At 34.8% G+C, this 20624-nt stretch carries 19 protein-coding genes; all 19 read left to right on the top strand.

All coding sequences use genetic code 11. The features are described from left to right. Window positions 1-636 precede the first annotated feature (636 nt). The gene (locus H5115_RS18620; RefSeq protein ID WP_182756748.1) at window positions 637-1752 is read left to right on the top strand and encodes a polysaccharide export protein; all 1116 of its coding nucleotides are present in this window, start codon (window positions 637-639) and stop codon (window positions 1750-1752) included. Between the two features lie 12 nt (window positions 1753-1764). Further along, the gene (locus H5115_RS18615) at window positions 1765-2199 is read left to right on the top strand and encodes a low molecular weight protein-tyrosine-phosphatase (RefSeq protein WP_182675821.1); all 435 of its coding nucleotides are present in this window, start codon (window positions 1765-1767) and stop codon (window positions 2197-2199) included. 15 nt (window positions 2200-2214) lie between these two features. Continuing rightward, window positions 2215-4464, top strand: coding sequence for a polysaccharide biosynthesis tyrosine autokinase (locus H5115_RS18610; protein ID WP_182756746.1), 2250 nt, complete (start codon window positions 2215-2217; stop codon window positions 4462-4464). Window positions 4465-4671: 207 nt separating this feature from the next. Further along, complete coding sequence (gene rfbB / locus H5115_RS18605; RefSeq protein ID WP_182756745.1) at window positions 4672-5775, top strand: dTDP-glucose 4,6-dehydratase; 1104 nt, start codon at window positions 4672-4674, stop codon at window positions 5773-5775. Window position 5776: 1 nt separating this feature from the next. After that, the gene (rfbA, locus tag H5115_RS18600) at window positions 5777-6640 is read left to right on the top strand and encodes a glucose-1-phosphate thymidylyltransferase RfbA (RefSeq protein ID WP_182756743.1); all 864 of its coding nucleotides are present in this window, start codon (window positions 5777-5779) and stop codon (window positions 6638-6640) included. A 17-nt stretch (window positions 6641-6657) separates the two neighbouring features. After that, window positions 6658-7215 (top strand): dTDP-4-dehydrorhamnose 3,5-epimerase, encoded by a 558-nt coding sequence (gene rfbC / locus H5115_RS18595; RefSeq protein ID WP_182756741.1) that lies wholly within the window; start codon window positions 6658-6660, stop codon window positions 7213-7215. Further along, a complete protein-coding gene (locus H5115_RS18590) occupies window positions 7215-8045 on the top strand; it encodes an NAD(P)-dependent oxidoreductase (RefSeq protein WP_182756739.1) in 831 nt (276 codons plus the stop codon). The genes rfbC and H5115_RS18590 overlap by 1 nt, the downstream gene beginning before the upstream one ends. Beyond that, a complete protein-coding gene (locus tag H5115_RS18585; RefSeq protein ID WP_182756737.1) occupies window positions 8042-9325 on the top strand; it encodes a hypothetical protein in 1284 nt (427 codons plus the stop codon). Before H5115_RS18590 ends, H5115_RS18585 begins: the two co-directional genes overlap by 4 nt. A gap of 1 nt (window position 9326) precedes the next feature. Further along, the gene (locus tag H5115_RS18580) at window positions 9327-10697 is read left to right on the top strand and encodes a lipopolysaccharide biosynthesis protein (RefSeq protein WP_182756735.1); all 1371 of its coding nucleotides are present in this window, start codon (window positions 9327-9329) and stop codon (window positions 10695-10697) included. Beyond that, on the top strand, window positions 10690-11244 hold the full coding sequence (locus H5115_RS18575; protein WP_182756733.1) for a DapH/DapD/GlmU-related protein: 555 nt from the start codon (window positions 10690-10692) through the stop codon (window positions 11242-11244). The genes H5115_RS18580 and H5115_RS18575 overlap by 8 nt, the downstream gene beginning before the upstream one ends. Before the next feature lie 2 nt (window positions 11245-11246). Further along, on the top strand, window positions 11247-12395 hold the full coding sequence (locus tag H5115_RS18570) for an O-antigen ligase (protein ID WP_182756731.1): 1149 nt from the start codon (window positions 11247-11249) through the stop codon (window positions 12393-12395). Then, a complete protein-coding gene (locus H5115_RS18565) occupies window positions 12388-13392 on the top strand; it encodes an acyltransferase family protein (RefSeq protein ID WP_182756729.1) in 1005 nt (334 codons plus the stop codon). Before H5115_RS18570 ends, H5115_RS18565 begins: the two co-directional genes overlap by 8 nt. Beyond that, entirely contained in the window at window positions 13389-14330 is a 942-nt protein-coding gene (locus tag H5115_RS18560; protein ID WP_182756727.1) for a hypothetical protein, read from the top strand. Before H5115_RS18565 ends, H5115_RS18560 begins: the two co-directional genes overlap by 4 nt. Then, window positions 14327-15433 (top strand): glycosyltransferase, encoded by a 1107-nt coding sequence (locus tag H5115_RS18555; protein ID WP_182756725.1) that lies wholly within the window; start codon window positions 14327-14329, stop codon window positions 15431-15433. Before H5115_RS18560 ends, H5115_RS18555 begins: the two co-directional genes overlap by 4 nt. A gap of 530 nt (window positions 15434-15963) precedes the next feature. Further along, window positions 15964-16713, top strand: coding sequence for a 3-deoxy-manno-octulosonate cytidylyltransferase (gene kdsB / locus H5115_RS18550; RefSeq protein WP_182756723.1), 750 nt, complete (start codon window positions 15964-15966; stop codon window positions 16711-16713). Between the two features lie 2 nt (window positions 16714-16715). Then, a complete protein-coding gene (locus H5115_RS18545) occupies window positions 16716-17645 on the top strand; it encodes an SIS domain-containing protein (RefSeq protein WP_182756721.1) in 930 nt (309 codons plus the stop codon). Window positions 17646-17659: 14 nt separating this feature from the next. Beyond that, complete coding sequence (locus H5115_RS20335) at window positions 17660-18781, top strand: glycosyltransferase family 4 protein (protein WP_220487336.1); 1122 nt, start codon at window positions 17660-17662, stop codon at window positions 18779-18781. A 54-nt stretch (window positions 18782-18835) separates the two neighbouring features. Next, window positions 18836-19912 (top strand): UDP-N-acetylglucosamine--undecaprenyl-phosphate N-acetylglucosaminephosphotransferase, encoded by a 1077-nt coding sequence (wecA, locus tag H5115_RS18535; RefSeq protein ID WP_182756719.1) that lies wholly within the window; start codon window positions 18836-18838, stop codon window positions 19910-19912. A gap of 41 nt (window positions 19913-19953) precedes the next feature. Further along, window positions 19954-20624: 3-deoxy-8-phosphooctulonate synthase (kdsA, locus tag H5115_RS18530; RefSeq protein ID WP_182756717.1), on the top strand; the 671-nt coding region annotated here is incomplete at its 3' end.

Genomic DNA, 20624 nt, shown 5'->3' with positions numbered 1-20624 from the left:
TGTGAGAATAGAAAGCCAGGGCTTTATCTACGGAGCAGTATGAAATACTAGACGCACAGGCAAGCTCACTGACTTCGATGTGATAAATGATAGCTAATCATTTATCAATGAGAGATACAAGACGCACAGCTTGCTGGCGTGACGAGCAAAGCTCGTAATAGAACTTCTTCACAAAGAGGTCAAGGGCACTGCGCTTTAGAGAAGTAAACAGCCATAAAGTACTTGTTTAAATGGCTTCTCATTTACTCCTCATTCGCTTCTCTTTGTGCAATCATATTTTAAGTGATTTATTCACAAAGAGGTTAAAAGGCCACTGAGCTTTAGAGAAGTAAGCAGCCATAAAGCACTTGTTTAAATGGCTTCTCATTTACTCATCATTTGCTTCTCTTTGTGCAATTGATGATGAATGCGTTAAGTGTTTAACTAAAACGGCTTTCAATTAAATTTTTTCATAAATAACTTGTGAAAACACTGATATAATTTTAGTGCTAATTAAAAACTTAGTTACAAAGCTTTTACAAAGCAAAGGCTATTGCTTCACAATAGTGCGCATGCTTTAATTAGTCGGCTAAAATACAAGTGCTCACCAAGGTTGGTGAGTAAGTGCAATATTTAAAATAATTTTGGGATTCTACAATGGCGTTAAGCTGTAAATCACTCGCATCAATACTAGCAATACTAAGCATGACCGGCTGTACAATAGTTCCAGGCAGCCACTTTGAAGGTATAGACTCAGGCGAGCAAACACAAAACCTCGAACAAGATCTCGAAAAAGTAAACATTCAAATAATCGACTCGCTACTAATAAATAAACAAAATCAAGCGCGTATAGCAGCTAAACCAATTTCAAGCACTGCTGGTTTAAACGTTAGTAACTACGAATACAAACTAGGTGTTGGCGACGTACTAACAATAGGCGTATGGGATCACCCAGAGCTAACAATACCTGCAGCAGTACAACGTACCGCAGAGTTTGACGGCTTTAGAGTACAGCGAGACGGCACCATTACTTACGCCTACGCACCAAATATACCCGCAGCAGGTAAAACAATAAGCCAAGTACGCAATGAGCTTGTTAAACGCCTAAGCCGAGTAATAGAAGACCCACAAGTAGATGTAAAAGTAGTTGGCTTTAGAAGCCAAAAAACCTACGTTACCGGCGAAGTAAACAAGCCTGGTGTATACCCAGTAACCGAAATACCACTTACCTTAATTGATGCCCTAAACCAAGCCGGCGGTTTAACAGATGCAGCCGATTGGCGCACAGTAACATTTACCCGTGGCGACAAAACAGAAGTTATTAAACTTGATGACTTTTATGCCCATGGCGACATTTCGCAAAACCGTTTGTTACAACATGGCGACATAGTGCATGTAAATCGTAACGATGCACAAAAAATATTTGTATTAGGTGATGTTAAAAAAGCAGGTTCAGTAACGCTTAACCGTTATGGTTTAAACTTGGCCGAAGCGCTAAGCGACTCGGGCGGCTTAAACGAAGCAACAGCAGACGCTAATGGCGTATTTGTACTGCGTAAAAGCAACGTAGAGCAAACCGGTGTTATTGCAAACGTATACCAATTACACGCTAAAAATATAGCGGCAATGGTATTAGCTGAGCAGTTTGAACTACAACCGCGCGATATTGTATATGTAACATCGGCACCGCTTGCCCGTTGGAACCGTGTAATAAGCTTACTGTTACCGTCAATTGCTACTGTAGATAGTGTTGACGATATAACTGCAAACTAAGGGTTTTTAAAAATGTTTGATTCAGTTTTAGTAGTGTGTGCAGGTAATATTTGCCGCAGCCCAACAGGTGAGTATGTTTTAAAACAAAAGCTTGAAGGCAAAAATATTAAAGTATCGTCTGCTGGGTTAACAGCACTTGAAGGTAAACCAGCAGATGCAAAAGCAAAGCAAATAGCACTTGCACATGGTATCAATATGGATGCTCACCAAGGGCAACAGCTTACATCAAGCTTAGTTGCGCAAAACAGCGTAATACTCGTAATGGAAGAACGCCATTTAAACGACGTACATGCTCGCTACCCAGAGGCGCGCGGTAAAACGTTTTTACTAGGTAAGTGGATTAATAACGCTGAAATACCAGATCCTTACCGCCAAAGCCAAGAGGCTTTTGAACACGTTTATACATTAATTGACAGCGCGTGTAGCGCTTGGCAAAAGTATTTATAAGGAATGACTAATTTAATGAATACCCAGCCGAATAACAGCGCAAGTAGCGCGAATAATAAAAGCACTAATAATACGCAACCAACGCAAGAAATTGATTTAATGGCGCTACTAGGCGCTCTGCTCGATCGCAAATACTTTATAGTAGCCGTAACCACACTGTTTATGTTTGTGGGTGTTATTTATGCAGTATTAAGTACCCCTGTTTACCAAGCAACAGCCATGATACAAGTTGAAGATGGCGGCGCATCAGTCCCTGGGTTTGACGATATGGCAGGTATGTTTGAAAGTACATCAGCCGCAGTAACCGAAATAGAGCTACTAAAGTCGCGCAGTATAATAGGTGAGGCCGTTGATACACTAAAGCTTGATATAATAGCAGAGCCTAAATTATTTCCGTTTATAGGTAGCCGCGCTTATCGTAAATTCACCCCAATGGAAGATGGCAACTTAGCTGAGCCAAGCTTTGGTGCTAACAGCTACGCATGGGGCGGTGAGAGCATAAATGTATTTAGGTTTGACGTACCACGTACTGCTGTAAATCAAACATTTACATTGGTAGCACAAGCTAATAATAGCCTTGCACTTTTAAATGCTGACGGTGAGCAAATATTAGCGGGTAAAGTGGGTGAGGAGCTTACAAACGGTAAATTTAACTTAACCATTCGTACTTTAAATGCGCGCCCTGGTACAGAGTTTACAATTACCCGTAGAGATCGCCTTAATACTATTTTAGACCTTCAAGCTGCAATTGGTGCAAGTGAAAAAGGCAAAGACTCAGGCATAATTAATTTAAGCTTACAAAGCACTAAACCAAGCTACGCTGAAAAAGTACTTGATAAAGTAGCTGCTATTTATGTACGACGCAATGTTGAGCGCAATAGTGCTGAGGCACAAAAGTCGCTAGAGTTTTTAGAAGTACAATTACCTGAAATTAAAAAACAGCTTGAATACGCAGAGCAACGCTTTAACGATTATCAAATAAAACGCCAATCAATAAACATAACGCTAGAAACGCAAGGTGTGCTTGAGCAAGTTGTAAAGCTTGAAACCAAGTTACAAGAGCTAAATTTAAAGCGTTTAGAGCTTGGTCGTAAGTTTAAAAAAGACCACCCAACATACCAAGGTATGATGGAGCAAATAGAAGCGGTTGAAAGCCAAAAACAAGAACTTGTAGGCGAGGTAGGAAACCTACCAGAAACTCAACAAGAGCTACTACGGTTAAAACGTGATGTTGAGGTAAGTAACCAAATTTACACACTATTACTTAGTAAAACACAAGAGCTTGATATAGTACGCGCTGGCACCGTAGGTAATGTACGTATTATTGACTACGCCGAGGTAAATACCAGCAAGCCAGTTAAACCTAAAAAAGCATTAATTGTAGTAATGGCCACTATGCTGGGTGGTATGTTAGCTGTGGCAATTGTGCTTATACAAAAAGCAATGCACAAAGGGGTTGAAGACCCAAGCGAAATTGAAGCGCTAGGCATACCTGTATACGCGAGTGTACCGCACTCAGATTATCAAGATAAACTAAGTGGCTTTGCTGAGCGAGCCCTTAAAAATAAAACAAATAAGCCTAAAAGTATATTAGCGCTCGATAACCCAGCTGACCTAGCAATAGAGGCTCTACGTAGCTTACGTACTAGTTTGCACTTTGCGATGATGGAAGCTAAAAACAACATTATTGCCATATCGGGCCCAAGCCCAAGTGTGGGTAAATCATTTATATCGGTTAATTTAGCATCAGTACTTGCGCAAAGCGGTAAAAAGGTACTTATTATTGATGCCGATATGCGCAAGGGCTACTTACAAACACAGTTTGGCTTAAAGTGGGATGATGGTTTAAGTGATTACCTGTCGGGCCGTTTAAACCTAGAGCAAGTTACTAAATCAACTAAGGTAGATGGCTTAAGTGTTATTACGCGCGGTCAAATACCGCCAAACCCTTCAGAGCTATTAATGCATAGCAACTTTAGCAAATTAGTTGAAGAAGTAAGCGCTGCTTACGACATTATAATTATTGACACCCCTCCAATACTAGCAGTAACTGACCCCGCAATAGTAAGTTCGCATACAGGCACCACATTACTTGTGGCACGTTTTGGGCAAAACCACTTGCGCGAAATTGACCTAACCCGTAACCGCTTTGAACAAAATGGTATTGATGTTAAAGGCTTAGTATTTAACGGTGTAGTAAAAAAAGCCAGTAATGCGTACGGTTATTATGGATATTACAACTACGAATACAAAAGCGATAAATAGCCTTTTGTTCAAATTAAGGGTTATTGGTCACTTTTTAATAAAAGTAAAAATTGTCTTCCAAAGAGATAGTCAAAATCGGCTGTCTCAATATAGAAAATATCTCAGTAAATAAATAACTGAGATATTTTGTCGATATCAATCATACTAGAGGCTGTTAAATAGCAGCTTTCAGATGGAAAAATACATCCAAATTTAAAGGCATCTGTTGTGAAAATATTAGTAACTGGTGGCGCAGGATTTATTGGTAGCGCCGTTATTCGTCATATTCTTTCTAATACTCAAGATAGTGTAGTTAACGTTGATGCATTGACGTATGCAGGAAATCTTGAGTCTCTTCCTAATACACAAGAGTCTGAACGTTACTGTTTTGAGCATGTAGATATTTGTAATCGTGCAGAGCTTGATCGTGTTTTTAACTCACATAAGCCCGATGCTGTAATGCATTTAGCAGCGGAAAGCCATGTAGATCGTTCTATTACAGGCCCCGCTGAATTCATTCAAACCAATATTGTAGGAACTTACACTTTATTAGAAGCTGCTCGCGAGTACTGGAATTCACTCGAAGATAGCGCAAAGCTCGCTTTTAGGTTTCATCATATATCTACTGATGAAGTGTATGGTGATTTACCTCACCCAGATGAGCAAGCGGGTAATGCGTTGAGTAAAGCGCTACCTCTGTTTACTGAACAAACATCTTATGCACCAAGCAGTCCTTATTCAGCAAGTAAAGCATCTAGCGATCACTTAGTTCGTGCATGGCTACGTACTTATGGCTTTCCTACAATTGTAACCAATTGCTCAAATAACTATGGGCCATATCATTTCCCTGAAAAATTAATACCATTAGTAATACTTAATGCCCTTGAAGGTAAAGATTTACCAATTTATGGAAAAGGTGATCAGATTAGAGATTGGTTATTCGTTGAGGATCATGCTCGAGCTTTATACAAGGTAGTAACTGAAGGTGAAATTGGTGAAACGTATAATATTGGTGGTCATAACGAAAAACAAAATATTGAAGTCGTGCAGACTATTTGCAGTATTTTAGATGATTTAGTGCCCAAAGTTTCTAATTATTCAGAGCAAATAGTATTTGTAAGTGATCGCCCTGGCCACGATCGCCGATATGCAATTGATGCTACTAAAATGAGCGCTGAATTAAATTGGACACCGGTTGAAACTTTTGAAACAGGCCTGCGTAAAACTGTTCAATGGTATTTAGAAAATCAAACGTGGTGTCAAAATGTTCAAAATGGTTCTTATCAGCGTGAACGTCTTGGCGAAATAAACGCAAATACCGAAGGAAAGTAATATGAAAGGAATTATTTTAGCTGGTGGTTCAGGTACACGATTACACCCGATAACGAAGGGGGTATCGAAACAATTACTTCCTATTTATGATAAGCCAATGATTTATTATCCGTTATCAGTACTAATGCTAGCTGGTATAAACGAAGTACTAATAATTACAACACCAGAGGAACAAGAAGGTTTTATTCGCTTGCTCGGTGATGGTGCGCAATTTGGTATAAGCCTTACATATAAAGTTCAGCCTTCTCCTGATGGCTTAGCGCAAGCCTTTATTATTGGCGAATCATTCATAGGTAAAGACGACGTATGTTTAGCACTTGGTGATAATATATTTTTTGGGCAAGCATTTGGTAAACAACTTAAAAATGCTGCTCAAAACTTAACTGGTGCGAGTGTTTTTGGTTATCAAGTAATGGACCCAGAGCGGTTTGGTGTTGTTGAATTCGACGAAAATTTTAAAGCGCTTTCAATTGAAGAAAAGCCAAAAAAGCCGAAATCAAACTGGGCTGTGACTGGTTTATATTTTTATAACAACTCTGTTATTGAAATTGCTAAAAGTGTTAAGCCATCATCGCGTGGCGAGCTAGAAATTACATGTATAAATCAAGCTTATTTAGAGCAAGGTAAGTTGAGTGTTGAGCAGCTAGGTCGTGGGTTTGCTTGGCTTGATACAGGGACACATGATTCACTATTGGAGGCATCTCAGTTTGTTCAAACCGTTGAAAAGCGGCAAGGTTTTAAAATTGCATGCTTAGAAGAAATTGCATTAATGCAAGGCTGGCTAACTAAAAGCCAAGTGCGCGAGATTGGTAATGATTTAATTAAAACAGGGTATGGTCAATATTTATTGAACATTACTAAATAGTTAGTGAAAAATAAAATATGAATGTAATTAAAACCAAGATAAAAGACCTCTTAATTATAGAGCCAAAAGTATTTGGTGACGATAGAGGCTTTTTTTATGAGATGTATCAGAAAGAGCGCTATAAAGCAGCTGGCATTACTGCAGATTTTATTCAAGATAATCGTTCTCGCTCAACAAAAGGAGTGCTGAGAGGCCTACATTTTCAAAAAACAAAGCAACAAGGAAAGTTAGTGACAGTTACTGATGGCAAGGTATTTGATGTTGCAGTGGATTTACGTCCAGGTTCTGCTACATTCGGACAACATGAGGCTGTATTACTGACAGGTGAAAATAAACTTCAATTTTATGTCCCACCAGGTTTTGCTCATGGTTTTTGTGTATTAAGTGATATAGCTGACTTTCAGTATAAATGCACAGATTACTACGACCCTTCTGATGAGAGCGGTTTACTTTGGAATGATCCTGAACTGAAAATTAATTGGCCGATACAAACCCCCTTATTATCGGATAAAGATAGATATCAGCCTACTTTAAGTGAAATTAAAGAAAGTTTAATCAATGGGTGGTGCAATTAATGGCTCTATATACAATTTTTGGTGGGCGAGGCTTTATTGGTTCTGAAATAGCTAATCAACTCAAAGGGCTAGGGGAGGATGTTTTTATTCCTGCCAGAGATGATAAAAATATATTTGAGCGTGAGCTGGGAATAGTAATTTATTGTGCTGGTAATGGTGATTGTAAAAATGAACCATTTTCAGTCTTTGAAGCCAATGTTAGTTTATTGGCTAAGTTATTAGAGGTGGCAAAATTTACGCGTCTAATATATATATCGTCGACACGCGTATATATGAACCAAAAACAATCTAATGAAAAACATGATCTAACAGTGTGTGAAGATGACAACCGTCGCTTATTTAATCTAACAAAGCTAGTTGCCGAAGAATTATGTCTAAAAAGCGGTAGAGATGTATCTATTTTAAGACCAAGCAATGTTTATGGTGCAGCACTAAATAGCCCTTTATTTTTGCCAGCAATAACAAGGAATGCAATTAGTAAAGGTAAGGTTGATATGTATATAAATAAAACTTACTCAAAAGATTATGTATCTGTACATGACGTGGCAAACTGTTGTATTAAGATTTCAAATAACAAAAATAGTTTACAAAAAACAATCAATATTGCGGCTGGGTATAATATAAGAGCAGAGCAAATTGCTGATTTATTACAAGCTAATACAGGCTGTGAGATTATCTGGCATGATATTGACTTTCCAAATGAACAGTTTCCAGTGACTGATATTACTACCTTGAAAATGTTAATACCCAATTACACACCATCTAATGTTCTTGACGATATAAGTGATATGATCATTAGTTTTAAAGAAAAAATGACATTAGAACGATGAAAAAAATATTAATAACGGTTTATTATTACGATTTTGCTAGATATTTTGATGTCATAGCGCAGCAATTAAAAAGTAGAATTAACTGCGATATATCATTTGTATGCTATTACCCCTCGTCATATTATTTTCTAAAAAAATACTCAAACTGGGATGCTGATGCCTTATATGAAAAGACTCAGGGTAAAAGTAAAACGACGGTCGATAAAAGTTCCCATTATGAATATACATTAAAGTGCAGAAGTGAACTGTCTGGCCTGAAGCAAAAAATTTCTAATGAAGCAAATTGTATAAATGAATATTGGGAAAGTAAACTAACTGGTTACGATCTTATTATTTCATCCGGAGATAGTCGTCCACAAACAACGATTATGCTGGAGTTAGCAAAAGAAAAAAATATAAGTGTATTATATTTCGAGCAGGGACCATTTAGAACAACAATTCTTGATGAAAGTGGGGTTAATTCTAATATTACTTTTCGCCCAGACTTTTCTCAAGAAACCAACTTAAATATGCTCGAAATTTTAAATGAAAAACCGTTAAAAAATAAGTTTTTTAGTAAAATAACAAAACAAGATAAATTAAATTGTTACAAAGATTTATTGTATTCAATAACACCAAACCTACTTATGAGTTACTACCCTATTTATACCCAAACTGGAGATAGCTTACTCGGTCGTATAAAGAAAAAGCTATTAAGCAAAAAAAGTAATAACAAAAACTATAAATTGCCTTCTAATTATTCACTCCTTGCTTTGCAAGTTCCTTCAGATGCGCAAATGATTTTGAACTCTAAACTCTATAAAGATATTTTTGATCTCGTTTTTGATGTTATTAAATCGATGCCAAAAAACCTTGATTTAGTAATTCGGGAGCATCCACTTTATGTTGGCCGATACGATAGTAGGATCTACGAGTTAATAAATCAGTCAAAAAATGTCACAATTGATAATGCCACAGACTTAAATAAACAAATAGACAACGCTAAGTCAATCATAGTGAATAATTCAACAACTGGTATGGACGCATTAATTAGAGGTAAGTCAGTGGTTGTACTTGGTGATGCCTATTACAAATGGGGTGAAATTTGCTTTCCTGTTTATAGTAAATATGAGTTAAAAGAACAGATAAAAAAAGCATCCGAAGAAAAAATAAATTATAAATATGTAAATTTATTTTTAGAACAGTTTTATAATAACTACTTATTACCTGGTCATTTTCAGGATGAAAACATAGAAAGCGATGCTGTGGTTTCAAAAATTATAAAATATATCGAAAGCTGATATGGCATTTCTTATTTCTTCAAAACTATCAACTTTTCTGTTAAACTTTTTATCATTAATATACGTTATTAAACTTTTAAGTATTACAGAGTTTGGGTTGTATACAACCATACTTTTAGTAATGCCATTTATAAGTCAATTAATATCATTGTCTAATTATGAGTATTTGTTGCGAGAGTTGATAGATGGTTCTGGTGATGACGCCAAGCTTTTTAGCTCGGTATTAATTATGCCTATATTTTTATCGACATTAATCGCATTAATACTTAGTTTTTCTTTTTCAAGTATTAGCATATATGTATTTATCTATTTCGTTTTTTTATGTTGTTTTGAGTATATTCAGCGATATTACATATCAAAGTCACTTTCTAAATATATAGCTCTAAATGATTTCCTCTTAAATGCTGGCTGGGTTATTGTGTTTTATTTGCTCCATAATTCATCCATTGGTGGCGATGCATTTAATGATATATTTCTAAGTCGAGTTATTGCTGTTGGAATTTCGTTACTCTTTTTTACAGTAATAAAAATAGAGTTAATTAAAAATGCACAAATATCTCTAGAAATATTATTATCATCTTATAAATACGGTATGCCTATAGTGATTGGAGCGCTCTCATACGCTTTGCTAAGAGGTATCGAAAGAATATTATTGTCTACATATTCTAGTGTTGAAGATGCCGGAATTTATAGCTTTATTCAAGTTCCTCTTAATGTAATCTTTTCATTTTTTACTGGCACTATATTTGTTACAAGTATCAGACATATAAGACAGAGTCATGTCAATGGCTCCGAAAATAATGTTTTAGGTTTTGTATGTAACGTAGTTAGCCTAATTTTTATTCCTATGCTATTAGTATTAGGTCTAAACTTTGATGTTTTTGTTAAGTACTTTGGTGACAATAAATATCACGTTAGCTTTATTTACCCTGTTTTATCGTGTGTTTCTGTTTTTTTATTTATGTTAGTCACTATTTTGAAGCAAGATATTAATTTAAGTAATAAAGGTATTCGCAATACTAAAAACTTTTTCTTTGTACTTTGCTTAAACGTTATTATATCTGTATTTACTTATTCTAATTTTGGATATAAAGCGGCTGTTCTAGTAAACCTTTTAAGTAATGTTATGTTATATTTTTTAAGTGTTAGGGTTTCTAAATTAAAGATTGTATTTACATTTAAGATCTTTTTACTATTTGCCTTACTTGTTTTAACTCATGCTCTTATAGTGCCTTTAATCCCAACCACTAGTAATATATTTTATTCATTTGCTTATTTAAGTATTGAAGCATGCTTGTTCTTTGTTATTTCATGTGTGTTTTTTGATTTTAAAAGTTTAGTTAAATTAAAAAAGGGCTCTAGCTATGATTGAGTATCTATTCAATTTTAATAAAAAAGTTAGGGCAAAAATTCTAACTTTCTTTCTATCATATGGTTTCAAAGCGTTTGGGAAAAAATCATTAATATTTAAACCTTCAATACTACGTGGAATGAAATACATAACCATTGGTAAAGGGGTTACCGTATTTGATTTTGGATGGCTGATGGCTTTGAAAACCTTTGAAGAAACACCACAAATAATTATTGGCAATAATACTGATATAGGGCGTTTATCACATATTATTGCCACAAAAAGTGTTGTAATTGGTGACGGTGTGTTAATTGCTGATAAAGTATATATTTCGGATACGAGCCATAATTTTGAAAACGATGTAATAGCTATAAAAAATCAAGGGCTAAAATTTATAGGTCGTGTAGAAATTGGTGATGGTACATGGATAGGTGAGGGGGCAATTATTTACGGCTGTAAAATTGGGAAAAATTGTGTAATTGGGGCTAATAGCTTTGTTAATAAAGATGTAGCGGATTACTCAATTGTAGCTGGAAGTCCTGCAAAGGTCTTAAGGGAAATAGGTTGAAAATGATTGGTAGTATTTATCTTTTTTTAAATGCGTTTAATCCTGCTTTTGCCTTCCATGAATGGGTACCTATTACTCTTATCATTTCATTCATACTATTTCTAGTTGTGATACTAAAAAAAGAAATAATTCTGGATAAATTTACATTTTGCTACTTTGTTTTTGTCATCTTGTTTTTAACGTCGACACTTGTAAATTTCATACACAATGTTGATATGAATATGAACCATTTTTATTCTATTATTCTTATTTCTTTTTTATATTTTTTAGTGCCTGTTTGGTGTTTTTCTAAATGGAGTTTACCTAGCTTATCTAGACCAATCATTGTTTCATTTATTTTAATATGTATTTATGGAATGGTTGATTTTATAGTGATAAATATTTTTCATTTTAGTATTACTGAGTCAGTAATATATTTTCCTGATTCATATAACGTTGGGTATGGTTACTTTGGAGGTATGTTTTTCCGCAATAAAAGTATATTTCAAGAGCCTGGTTTTTATGCGTGGTATTTAAATGTCATGGCCCCATTATGTATATACTTAACTTGGGATAAATTTAAGTTGAAAACTATAGTGTTTTCATTCTATTTTTTTTCTATTGTAACTACTTTTTCTGCTACTGGAATTATGGGCTTACTAATTATCTCGTTCTTCTTACTTGTTAATATTAAAAGTAAAATACTAAAGCTTTTCTGTTTGGTTGTAGGGGTAACAAGTACCTTTTTTCTATTGGGTAATGTTTTATATGAAATAATAAATAATAAGGTTTTATCTGATAGTAATAGTAAGTTAGAGAGGTTTAGCCGATGGTCAGATGGTTTCGACTTATTTATTAATAATATATTTTTTGGTGGAGGGATTGGGAGTTACTCCAGACTTCATGAAGTAGGGTTAGCTTCATTTCCACTGAAAATATTAGCAGAAACAGGTATTTTTACATTTCTTATTTTTGTTAGCCTTTTTCTTTTTCTAGCTTTTAGGATATATAGTTGTTTTAAAATTGAGCGTTCAATTTTGATATTATTTGCGAGCTTATTTGCTAATTTTTTACACTGGTCAACCTCAACACCATTTTATATGGCATTCCCTTGGTTAGGTTTAGCTCTGTTATATGTACTTACACAAAAGAGTCGAATTAATTTTGCGTAATAACACCATTGATTACCTCAAAGGTTTTTTACTTATTTTGGTCGTAATTGGCCATCAAAGTGCTTGGCCAGAAATTAACAAAGTTATTTATTTATTTCATATGCCCGCTTTTTTTATTTTTGCAGGTTATTTTTCAAACAAAAAAGATTTTTCCATTTTTATTGCTTCTAGAGTAAAGGGATTGTTGTATCCTTATATTTTAGCTTGTGTAATAACGTTTTTATATTGGATTGTATTCGTAAAAAATTTTGGAAGTGGTGTCAGTGCATTGTTAGAACCCTTTCAATTATTAAAGAATTTAGCTTATGCCAATGCTTCTAATGGCGGACTGGAACCGAATACACCTATATGGTTTTTAACAGCTTACTTTTTTTACAGCGTCTTTGGTTACTTGATTTTTAAAATTTTTAAATCTCAAGTTTATAGTTTTTTGTTTTCGGTACTTCTAAGTTTCTTAATATACATATTTTTTAACCATGAAAACATACCTTTTGGTATTTATACTAGCTTTATAATGCTACCAATTTACTTTCTTAGCTCTATTTTTATTGTCGATTCAAAGAATGTTTTATACGCAAGTTGCTATCTAATTATTTTTATTTTACTTCTTAGTTTACTTAACTACCCAAGGGTAGATTTAGCTAGTGGAAATATAGCTAATCCAGCTTATCTGATTGTTTTTACTTTTTTATTCTTTAGGGCTTCGCTTCCTGTTTTTTATTATATAAAAGAGGTTAAATTTTTATCTAATTACTTAAGTTTACTATCAAATGCAGCATTGCCAATTATTGTTTTACATATGCCTTTTATAGTCCTTTTGAATGGCGGGATTTCTATAATTTTTGACTATGATTATGCCTATGTTAGAGATAATGCTTTCTTTTCAGTTATATCTGTTTTATTTAGCGTTGTTTTACTTCCGTATATTATTATTTTTCTTAAAGTAGATAAAATTTTTAACTATGATTTTATTAAGGATAAGGTGAAATTAAATTGAAATTACTTATTATTTGTCCTGATTTTTACAATTATAAAAATGTCATGATTAATGAAGCAGAAAAAATTGAAAATATAGAGCTAGTATGTTTTTCAGAAAGGCCTAGTGGGTTTATATATAATTTATCGAGAAGCTTTTTCCCAAAACTAAAAGCTTACCTTGAGAATAAACATTTAACTAATATTTTGAAATCTACTGACCACTTATCCTTGGATAAGGTTGTTATAGTTAGAGGAGAGTTGATCACTTCCGATTTTTTAAGCTTACTAAAAATTAAGCATGATGGCGTAAGGTTAATCAACTATCAATGGGATTCTATTAGTAATAATCCCAAGGCCAAGGAGGTTATCGCTTATTATGATAGCGTATTGAGCTTCGATAATGATGATTGTAAGCAATACGGACTACGTTATTTACCTCTTTTTTTTAGTGAGTATAGCCTTAACGAAAGTGCTAAGAACAATAAAAAAGTTGGTTTTATTGGAAGCTATCATGGTGAGCGTTTAAATCGATTAATTGCTGCTAAAGAAAAGCTTGCAAGCTTAGGCTACGAGCTGGAATTTAAGCTGTATATTCCTTTTTTGGCTTATCTGAAAAATATTTTAAAGTTAAATATTATACCTATTAACTATCTTTTTTTTAAAAAAATGACAAATAAAGAAGTTAATAGTTTTTACATGGGGTTTAGTTTCGTTTTAGAGCTTCCTTCGGAGAAGCAGAGTGGTATACCTATGAGATTCTTTGAAGCAATAGCAATTGGGAGAAATGTTCTTTTTAATATTAGTAGGAGCAAAATTGATGATTTGGCTCCTGTTATTGCTCAATATGCAGTTACTTTTGATGAATTAAAAAGTGGTAATCAATTTAAATGCGTTCAATTTAGTTGCATTGATGAATATCACATTAGCAATTGGTTTAGGAAAATAATTTATTCATGAGTGTCCAATATATCTTTATTCCTGACTTTTCAGGTGGTGGAGCTGAAAAGCTTTTCATTAAATTTGCACATTTTTCAAAAAGTAGTAACCGGCCAGTAAAGATTTTATCACTGAGTAGGGTTGGGCCTTACTATGATTGGTGTAAAAAAAATAATGTAGATGTGGTGAGTCTGGGGCTTAAAAAAACAAGTTCTAAGTGGTTACTTTTCCCACTTGTTTTGTTTAGGTTAATTAAGCTTCTATCTTCTGGAGACCGCATACTTTCAGCTGTTTTCTTTTGTAACTTAGTATCTGCAGTTGCTTCTTTGCTTATTAATATTAAGCTTGTAGCAAGCCAACATACTGTAAAATCTGTCAAAGATACAAGAAATAATAAAGTTGTTTACTTTTTTATCCGATTGTTTACTCAATTCTCTTTTAAATATTCAAGTAAAGTTATTTGTGTTTCTGATTCGGTTCGAAACGACCTAATCGAAAATTATAATATAGATAAAAGTAAGCTTGTTGTTATTAATAACGCTGTTGCTGAAAGTGTGAAAAATATTGAAAGCCTTATTTCTTCAGCCGATAACCCTGTAGACGGCGCTTTTAATATTTTGTGTGTAGGCCGTCTAATTAATGATAAAGGTTTTGACTTGGCCATATTGAGTGCAGCATCACTTGTACATAAAGGTATTGATGTTCATCTCAATATTTTGGGGAGCGGCCCTGAACTAAACAAACTTAGGGCTATTGTGAAAGAGCTCAAGATAGAAACTAATGTTACTTTTCATGGTTTTTCAAACAATTTAAGTGACTTTTATTCTGCTACAAATGTTGTCTTAATACCTTCTCGATTAGAAGGGTTTGGTAATGTTGCGGTAGAGGCTCTTTGTTACTCAAAGCCGGTAGTTGTTTCAAATTGTCCAGGTGGTCTCTCAGAAATAGTCAGTAGTGATTTGTTAGGTAGTGTTGTTGATCTTTCGGTTGAATCTATTGTTGAGGGTTTAATGTACTGGAAATATAATAATTCACTTGAGTCAGCTAGGTACCGTGTTGACTACTCTCGTCGTTATCTGCCTGAGGTTCTTTTTTTAGATTATTTTAATGTATTAGATGGCTAAGGCTTTCTATGCGGGTTTTATTAATTGGTATTTATTGAGGCTTTACCTTACACATGAAGAATATAGAGTAAATTCTGTTTGATCTTGATTTTGATGGTGTAATAGCAGACGGTAATATATTGATTCTCAAGGTGAGTCATTTAAAAAGTTTAATATTAAATATGGGCTCGCTATAGAGCTCTTACATTCTAACGGTATTAAAACTGGAGTGGAATCGAACAAAGCACTGATACAGCGCTGTGAAAAACTGGGCTTTAATCACATAATAACAGGCTGCAGAAATAAACGTCCTCGCGTTGAGAAAACTTGCAATAAGCTAAATATTGGCTTAAACCAGTTGTTTTTGTAGGTGATGATTTGCTCGACTTACCAGCTATTTATGCGGCGCAAGCTTTGCCTCAAAAGTTGCTCATGAGTTAGTACCTGAACACGTGCAACATATAACTAAAGCGCTCGGCGATTGTTCGCGAAGTGGCTGATACACTGCTACTAAAAGTAGTTGATGACGTAAACAACATGGAGCAGTAAACATGTTATTAAATGAAGTGAAAGTAGTTATACCTGCCCGTTATGGCTCATCGAGGCTGCCCGCTAAACCATTACTTGAAATTAATAACAAGCCTATTTTTTGGCATGTGGTACAGCGCGTTTTAGAAGCTGGTGTATGTATTAATAATATTGTAATTGCCACCGACGATGAGCGTATTGAGGTTAAAGCTAACGAACTTGCATTACCCGTTTTGATGACTGCGGTTAACCATGTTAGCGGAACTGAACGCGTGAATGAAGTAGCCACAAAATTTGACTGGGGTGACAGTACGTTAGTAATAAATGTACAAGGTGATGAACCTTTAATACCGCCAAATTTAATCAGTGAATTAATTGAATTTGCAAGCCAAAATAAAGCGTACGACATAACCACTGCAGCAACTTCAATAACAAAACACGACGATTTTATTAACCCTAATGTAGTTAAAGCTATAACTACAGAACACAATAAAGCACTTTATTTTACCCGAAGCGCAGCCCCTTTAAACCGCGATAACCCAAGTGACTTAAGTAATGCTTTACGCCATGTAGGCATTTATGTTTACAGAGTTAATGCCTTAAATAAATTGTGCCAACTCCCTGAATGTAAAATCGAAAAACTCGAAAAGCTTGAGCAGTTACGTGCAATAAGTAATGGATTAACGATAGGTGTTATGACCTATAAAGGCGATATACCCCATGGTATTGATACCGAGCAAGATTACTTAAACGTTAAAGCATTAATGGAATAACAATGAATACCTTAAATATTGCTAAGCGCGTAATTAATACCGAAATAACAGCCTTACATGCGTTAGAAAACCAGTTAGATAGCCAGTTTGATAAAACCGTAAATATTATACTAAACACAACAGGCCGTACTATTATTTGTGGTATGGGTAAGTCGGGAATTATTGGTAAAAAAATAGCCGCATCGTTTGCAAGTACCGGCACACCAAGCTTTTTTATGCACCCAGGTGAGGCGTTTCATGGTGATTTAGGCATGGTCACTCCAAGCGATGTATTTATTGCTATTTCAAACTCAGGTGAAACTGATGAAGTGCTTAAGCTATTGCCGTTCTTAAAAGATAATGGCAACCAAATAATTGCAATTACAGGTAATCCTAGATCTACACTCGCAAATAATTCACATTACTCTTTAAATATAGCAGTGCCAGAAGAGGCTTGCCCTTTACAATTAGCACCTACGTCTTCTACAACTGCAACTTTGGTTATGGGGGATGCACTGACCGTAGCTCTTATGGAGTCCAGATCTTTTAAACCAGAAAACTTCGCCAGATTTCACCCTGGTGGAAGTTTAGGTAGAAAGTTACTGCTTAAAGTTAGAGATGAAATGACAAGTAGTGAATTACCCATAGTACAAAGTGATGCCAGGATCTATGATGTGATAAATATAATGTCTAAAGGTTCTCTAGGGCTAGCTTTAGTAGTTTGTAATGGGGAAGCTAAAGGGATAATAACTGATGGTGATTTGCGCCGTTCTATGGAAAAACATGGAAAAGATGTATTTGATTTAAATGCTATCGATATTTTTACCAGTAGCCCAGCCATTATTTCACCAGATGTATCTGTAGCGGCGGCTTATGAGAAAATGGAACAAATGAAAATTAATTGTTTAATTGTATGCAGTAGTCAAAAAGTTGTTGGTATTTTAAAAAAATAATATAGGTCACTATCGTGGATGAAAAGATAAAAATAATAGGTATTACAGCCAATACAAGTTGGTACTTATACAATTTTAGAAAAAATACAATTTTAGCAATAATAGACGAAGGATTTGAAGTTTTTGCTATTGCGCCCAAAGATGACTACTCAGGTAAGCTTGAGGAGCTTGGTTGTAAGTTTATTCACATTGATATAGATAGTGGTGGTACAAACCCTGTTAATGATTTGGCTACTTTTTATAATTTTTATAAAATCTATAGAAGTAATAGTATTGATGTCGTTTTAAATTTCACTCCAAAAAATAATATTTATAGTACGCTTGCTGCAAAGTTAGTAGATATTAAATCAATTAATAATATAGCGGGTTTAGGTACTTTGTTTATAAGTGAAAGTTTTGCATCAAAAATAGCTAGGATTTTGTACAAATATAGCCAAAGCAAAGCTGACTTTATTTTTTTTCAAAATGAAGATGATAGAGCGTTATTTAAGTCTCACCAAATAGCCCAAAATGTTAAATCGGACAGGTTACCGGGTTCTGGTGCCGACTTGTCACGTTTTATAGTATCTCCTGCATCTGATGATGGGGTTGTGCGTTTTTTACTTATCGCTCGCATGCTTTTTGATAAAGGTATAGGGCAATACGTTGAAGCTGCGCGAGCACTTAAAAGCAAATACGGTAATAACGTTGAGTTTAGGTTATTAGGTTTTTTAGATGTTGATAATCCATCAGCGGTTACAAAAGCACAAATGAATGCTTGGGTAGATGAAGGTGTAATTAATTATTTAGGTACTTCTGATAATGTTGAAGCGGAAATAGCGCAGGTTGATTGCATGGTTTTACCATCGTATTACCGTGAAGGCGTACCAAAGTCTCTACTTGAAGCTGGCGCTATGGGCAAGCCTATAGTAACAACCGATAATGTAGGCTGCAGAGAAACTGTTGATAATGGTTTTAATGGTTTTATTTGCGAACCAAGGAGCACTAAAAGCCTAACGGATGCCTTAGATAAAATAATAAGCATGTCACATTCTGAACGCCTTAAACTTGGTATGAATAGTCGCCATAAAATTGAAAATGAATTTGATGAAAAAATAGTGATAAAAAAATACCTACTTGCTTTAAATAGCCTTTAAAACTTAGCTATTAACTTTAGTAAGTAATTGCCTACCTTAATATCGGAATACTATATGTTTTTAGATCTCTCGTTTACCTTTTTTATTGCTTTTGCCAGTTTATTTTTAATGAGAAAAGCAGCTCGAAAAATAGGTTTAGTCGATAAGCCATCTGGCCGTAAAATGCATACAGGCAATATACCTCTTGTTGGTGGTGTAGCTATATGTATTACCATAGTGCAATACATATATTCACACCCCGGTATGATCAACCATGCAAATTTGTATATGTGCTGTATTGTTGGTTTGACCATTGTTGGTGCATTAGATGACAGGTATGACTTAAGTGTAAAAATACGCATGTTGGTACAAACTATTATATCAATAGCAATGATTTACTTTGCTAAAGCAGAGTTGATTACACTTGGAGATATATTAGGGGTTGGTGAGATTAGCTTGGGCTATGGTTACGTAGGTGGCTTAATTACTATATTAGCTGTTATAGGCTGTATTAATGCCTTCAATATGGTTGATGGTATTGACGGATTATTAGGTGGCCTTTCGGTAGTTACATTTGGCGCTATTGGTATTTTACTAAGTATAAGTAACGAGCAAAGTTTAAGTTATTTATGCCTCTTACTCGTTGTATGTATGATCCCTTATATAGTTATGAACCTAGGCCTTATAGGTCGTGAGCGTAAAGTATTTATGGGCGATGCAGGTAGTATGATGATTGGCTTTACTGTTATATGGTTATTAATTGGCGCAAGCCAAACCCCAGGGAACCCTATGATACGCCCAGTAACCGCATTGTGGCTTATTGCATTACCATTAATGGATATGGTTGCAATAATGGTACGCCGTGTTAAACAAGGTAAATCACCATTTAAGCCCGATCGCGAACATTTGCACCATATATGCCAACGCTTAGGCTGCTCGCCTACACAAACACTTATTTTAATATGCTCAATTGCATCTGTATTTGCAGGTGTAGGTATAATTGGAGAGGTTTTTGTAATACCAGAATTTTTAATGTTTTATAGCTTTATAGTTGTCTTTGCAGCATACCTGCTTGTACTGATTAATTACTGCAAAATTATAAACTTTTTTAGGCGTAAATTAGATTTACCTGAAAAAAAATATAGCAAATAATTATTTGGCTTGTTTGTAAATAGAAATAGGGAAAGTATTTAATGAATAATCAAATTATTAATATTAATAAAGTTGAATTAGCAAATAATAAACCATTTGTATTATTTGGTGGAATTAATGTATTAGAGTCTCGTGATTTAGCTATGCGCGTAGCAGATCATTACGTAGAAGTAACAACTAAGTTAAACATTCCTTATGTATTTAAAGCATCATTCGATAAAGCTAACCGCTCTTCAATTAATTCATACCGCGGACCAGGTATGGAAGAAGGTTTAAAAATATTCGAAGAAATTAAAAACACGTTTAAAATTCCACTAATTACTGACGTACATGAACCGCATCAAGCTGCACCTGTTGCAGAAATTGTTGATGTAATTCAGTTACCCGCTTTTTTAGCGCGTCAAACAGATTTAGTTGTGGCAATGGCTAAAACAGGTGCAATCATTAATGTGAAAAAACCACAGTTTTTAGCGCCACATGAAATGCGTCATATCATTACTAAATTTAATGAAGCTGGTAATAACAACGTAGCCCTTTGTGAGCGTGGCTCTAGCTTTGGTTACAACAACCTTGTGGTTGATATGCTGGGTATGGATGACATGAAGGCAATGGCACCTGTTATTTTTGATGCAACACATGCGCTACAACGCCCTGGTGGACGAGCTGACTCTGCTGATGGTCGTCGTGCACAAGCTGCAGAGCTTGCGCGCAG

Source organism: Pseudoalteromonas sp. SR44-2 (assembly GCF_014163745.1).
GTDB lineage: Bacteria > Pseudomonadota > Gammaproteobacteria > Enterobacterales > Alteromonadaceae > Pseudoalteromonas > Pseudoalteromonas distincta.
The sequence above is the reverse complement of the archived record's forward strand: the minus strand, read 5'-3'. Positions and strand labels throughout refer to the sequence as shown.

Bases quoted from the DNA above. Each gene is read 5' to 3' on its own strand.
- rfbA (WP_182756743.1), top strand. From the start codon at position 5,777: ATGAAAGGAATTATTTTAGCTGGTGGTTCAGGTACACGATTACACCCG.
- H5115_RS18590 (WP_182756739.1), top strand. From the start codon at position 7,215: ATGGCTCTATATACAATTTTTGGTGGGCGAGGCTTTATTGGTTCTGAA.
- H5115_RS18610 (WP_182756746.1), top strand. From the start codon at position 2,215: ATGAATACCCAGCCGAATAACAGCGCAAGTAGCGCGAATAATAAAAGC.
- wecA (WP_182756719.1), top strand. From the start codon at position 18,836: ATGTTTTTAGATCTCTCGTTTACCTTTTTTATTGCTTTTGCCAGTTTA.
- rfbC (WP_182756741.1), top strand. From the start codon at position 6,658: ATGAATGTAATTAAAACCAAGATAAAAGACCTCTTAATTATAGAGCCA.
- H5115_RS18585 (WP_182756737.1), top strand. From the start codon at position 8,042: ATGAAAAAAATATTAATAACGGTTTATTATTACGATTTTGCTAGATAT.
- H5115_RS18555 (WP_182756725.1), top strand. From the start codon at position 14,327: ATGAGTGTCCAATATATCTTTATTCCTGACTTTTCAGGTGGTGGAGCT.
- kdsB (WP_182756723.1), top strand. From the start codon at position 15,964: ATGTTATTAAATGAAGTGAAAGTAGTTATACCTGCCCGTTATGGCTCA.
- H5115_RS18620 (WP_182756748.1), top strand. From the start codon at position 637: ATGGCGTTAAGCTGTAAATCACTCGCATCAATACTAGCAATACTAAGC.
- H5115_RS18545 (WP_182756721.1), top strand. From the start codon at position 16,716: ATGAATACCTTAAATATTGCTAAGCGCGTAATTAATACCGAAATAACA.
- H5115_RS18615 (WP_182675821.1), top strand. From the start codon at position 1,765: ATGTTTGATTCAGTTTTAGTAGTGTGTGCAGGTAATATTTGCCGCAGC.
- H5115_RS18570 (WP_182756731.1), top strand. From the start codon at position 11,247: ATGATTGGTAGTATTTATCTTTTTTTAAATGCGTTTAATCCTGCTTTT.
- H5115_RS18575 (WP_182756733.1), top strand. From the start codon at position 10,690: ATGATTGAGTATCTATTCAATTTTAATAAAAAAGTTAGGGCAAAAATT.
- H5115_RS18580 (WP_182756735.1), top strand. From the start codon at position 9,327: ATGGCATTTCTTATTTCTTCAAAACTATCAACTTTTCTGTTAAACTTT.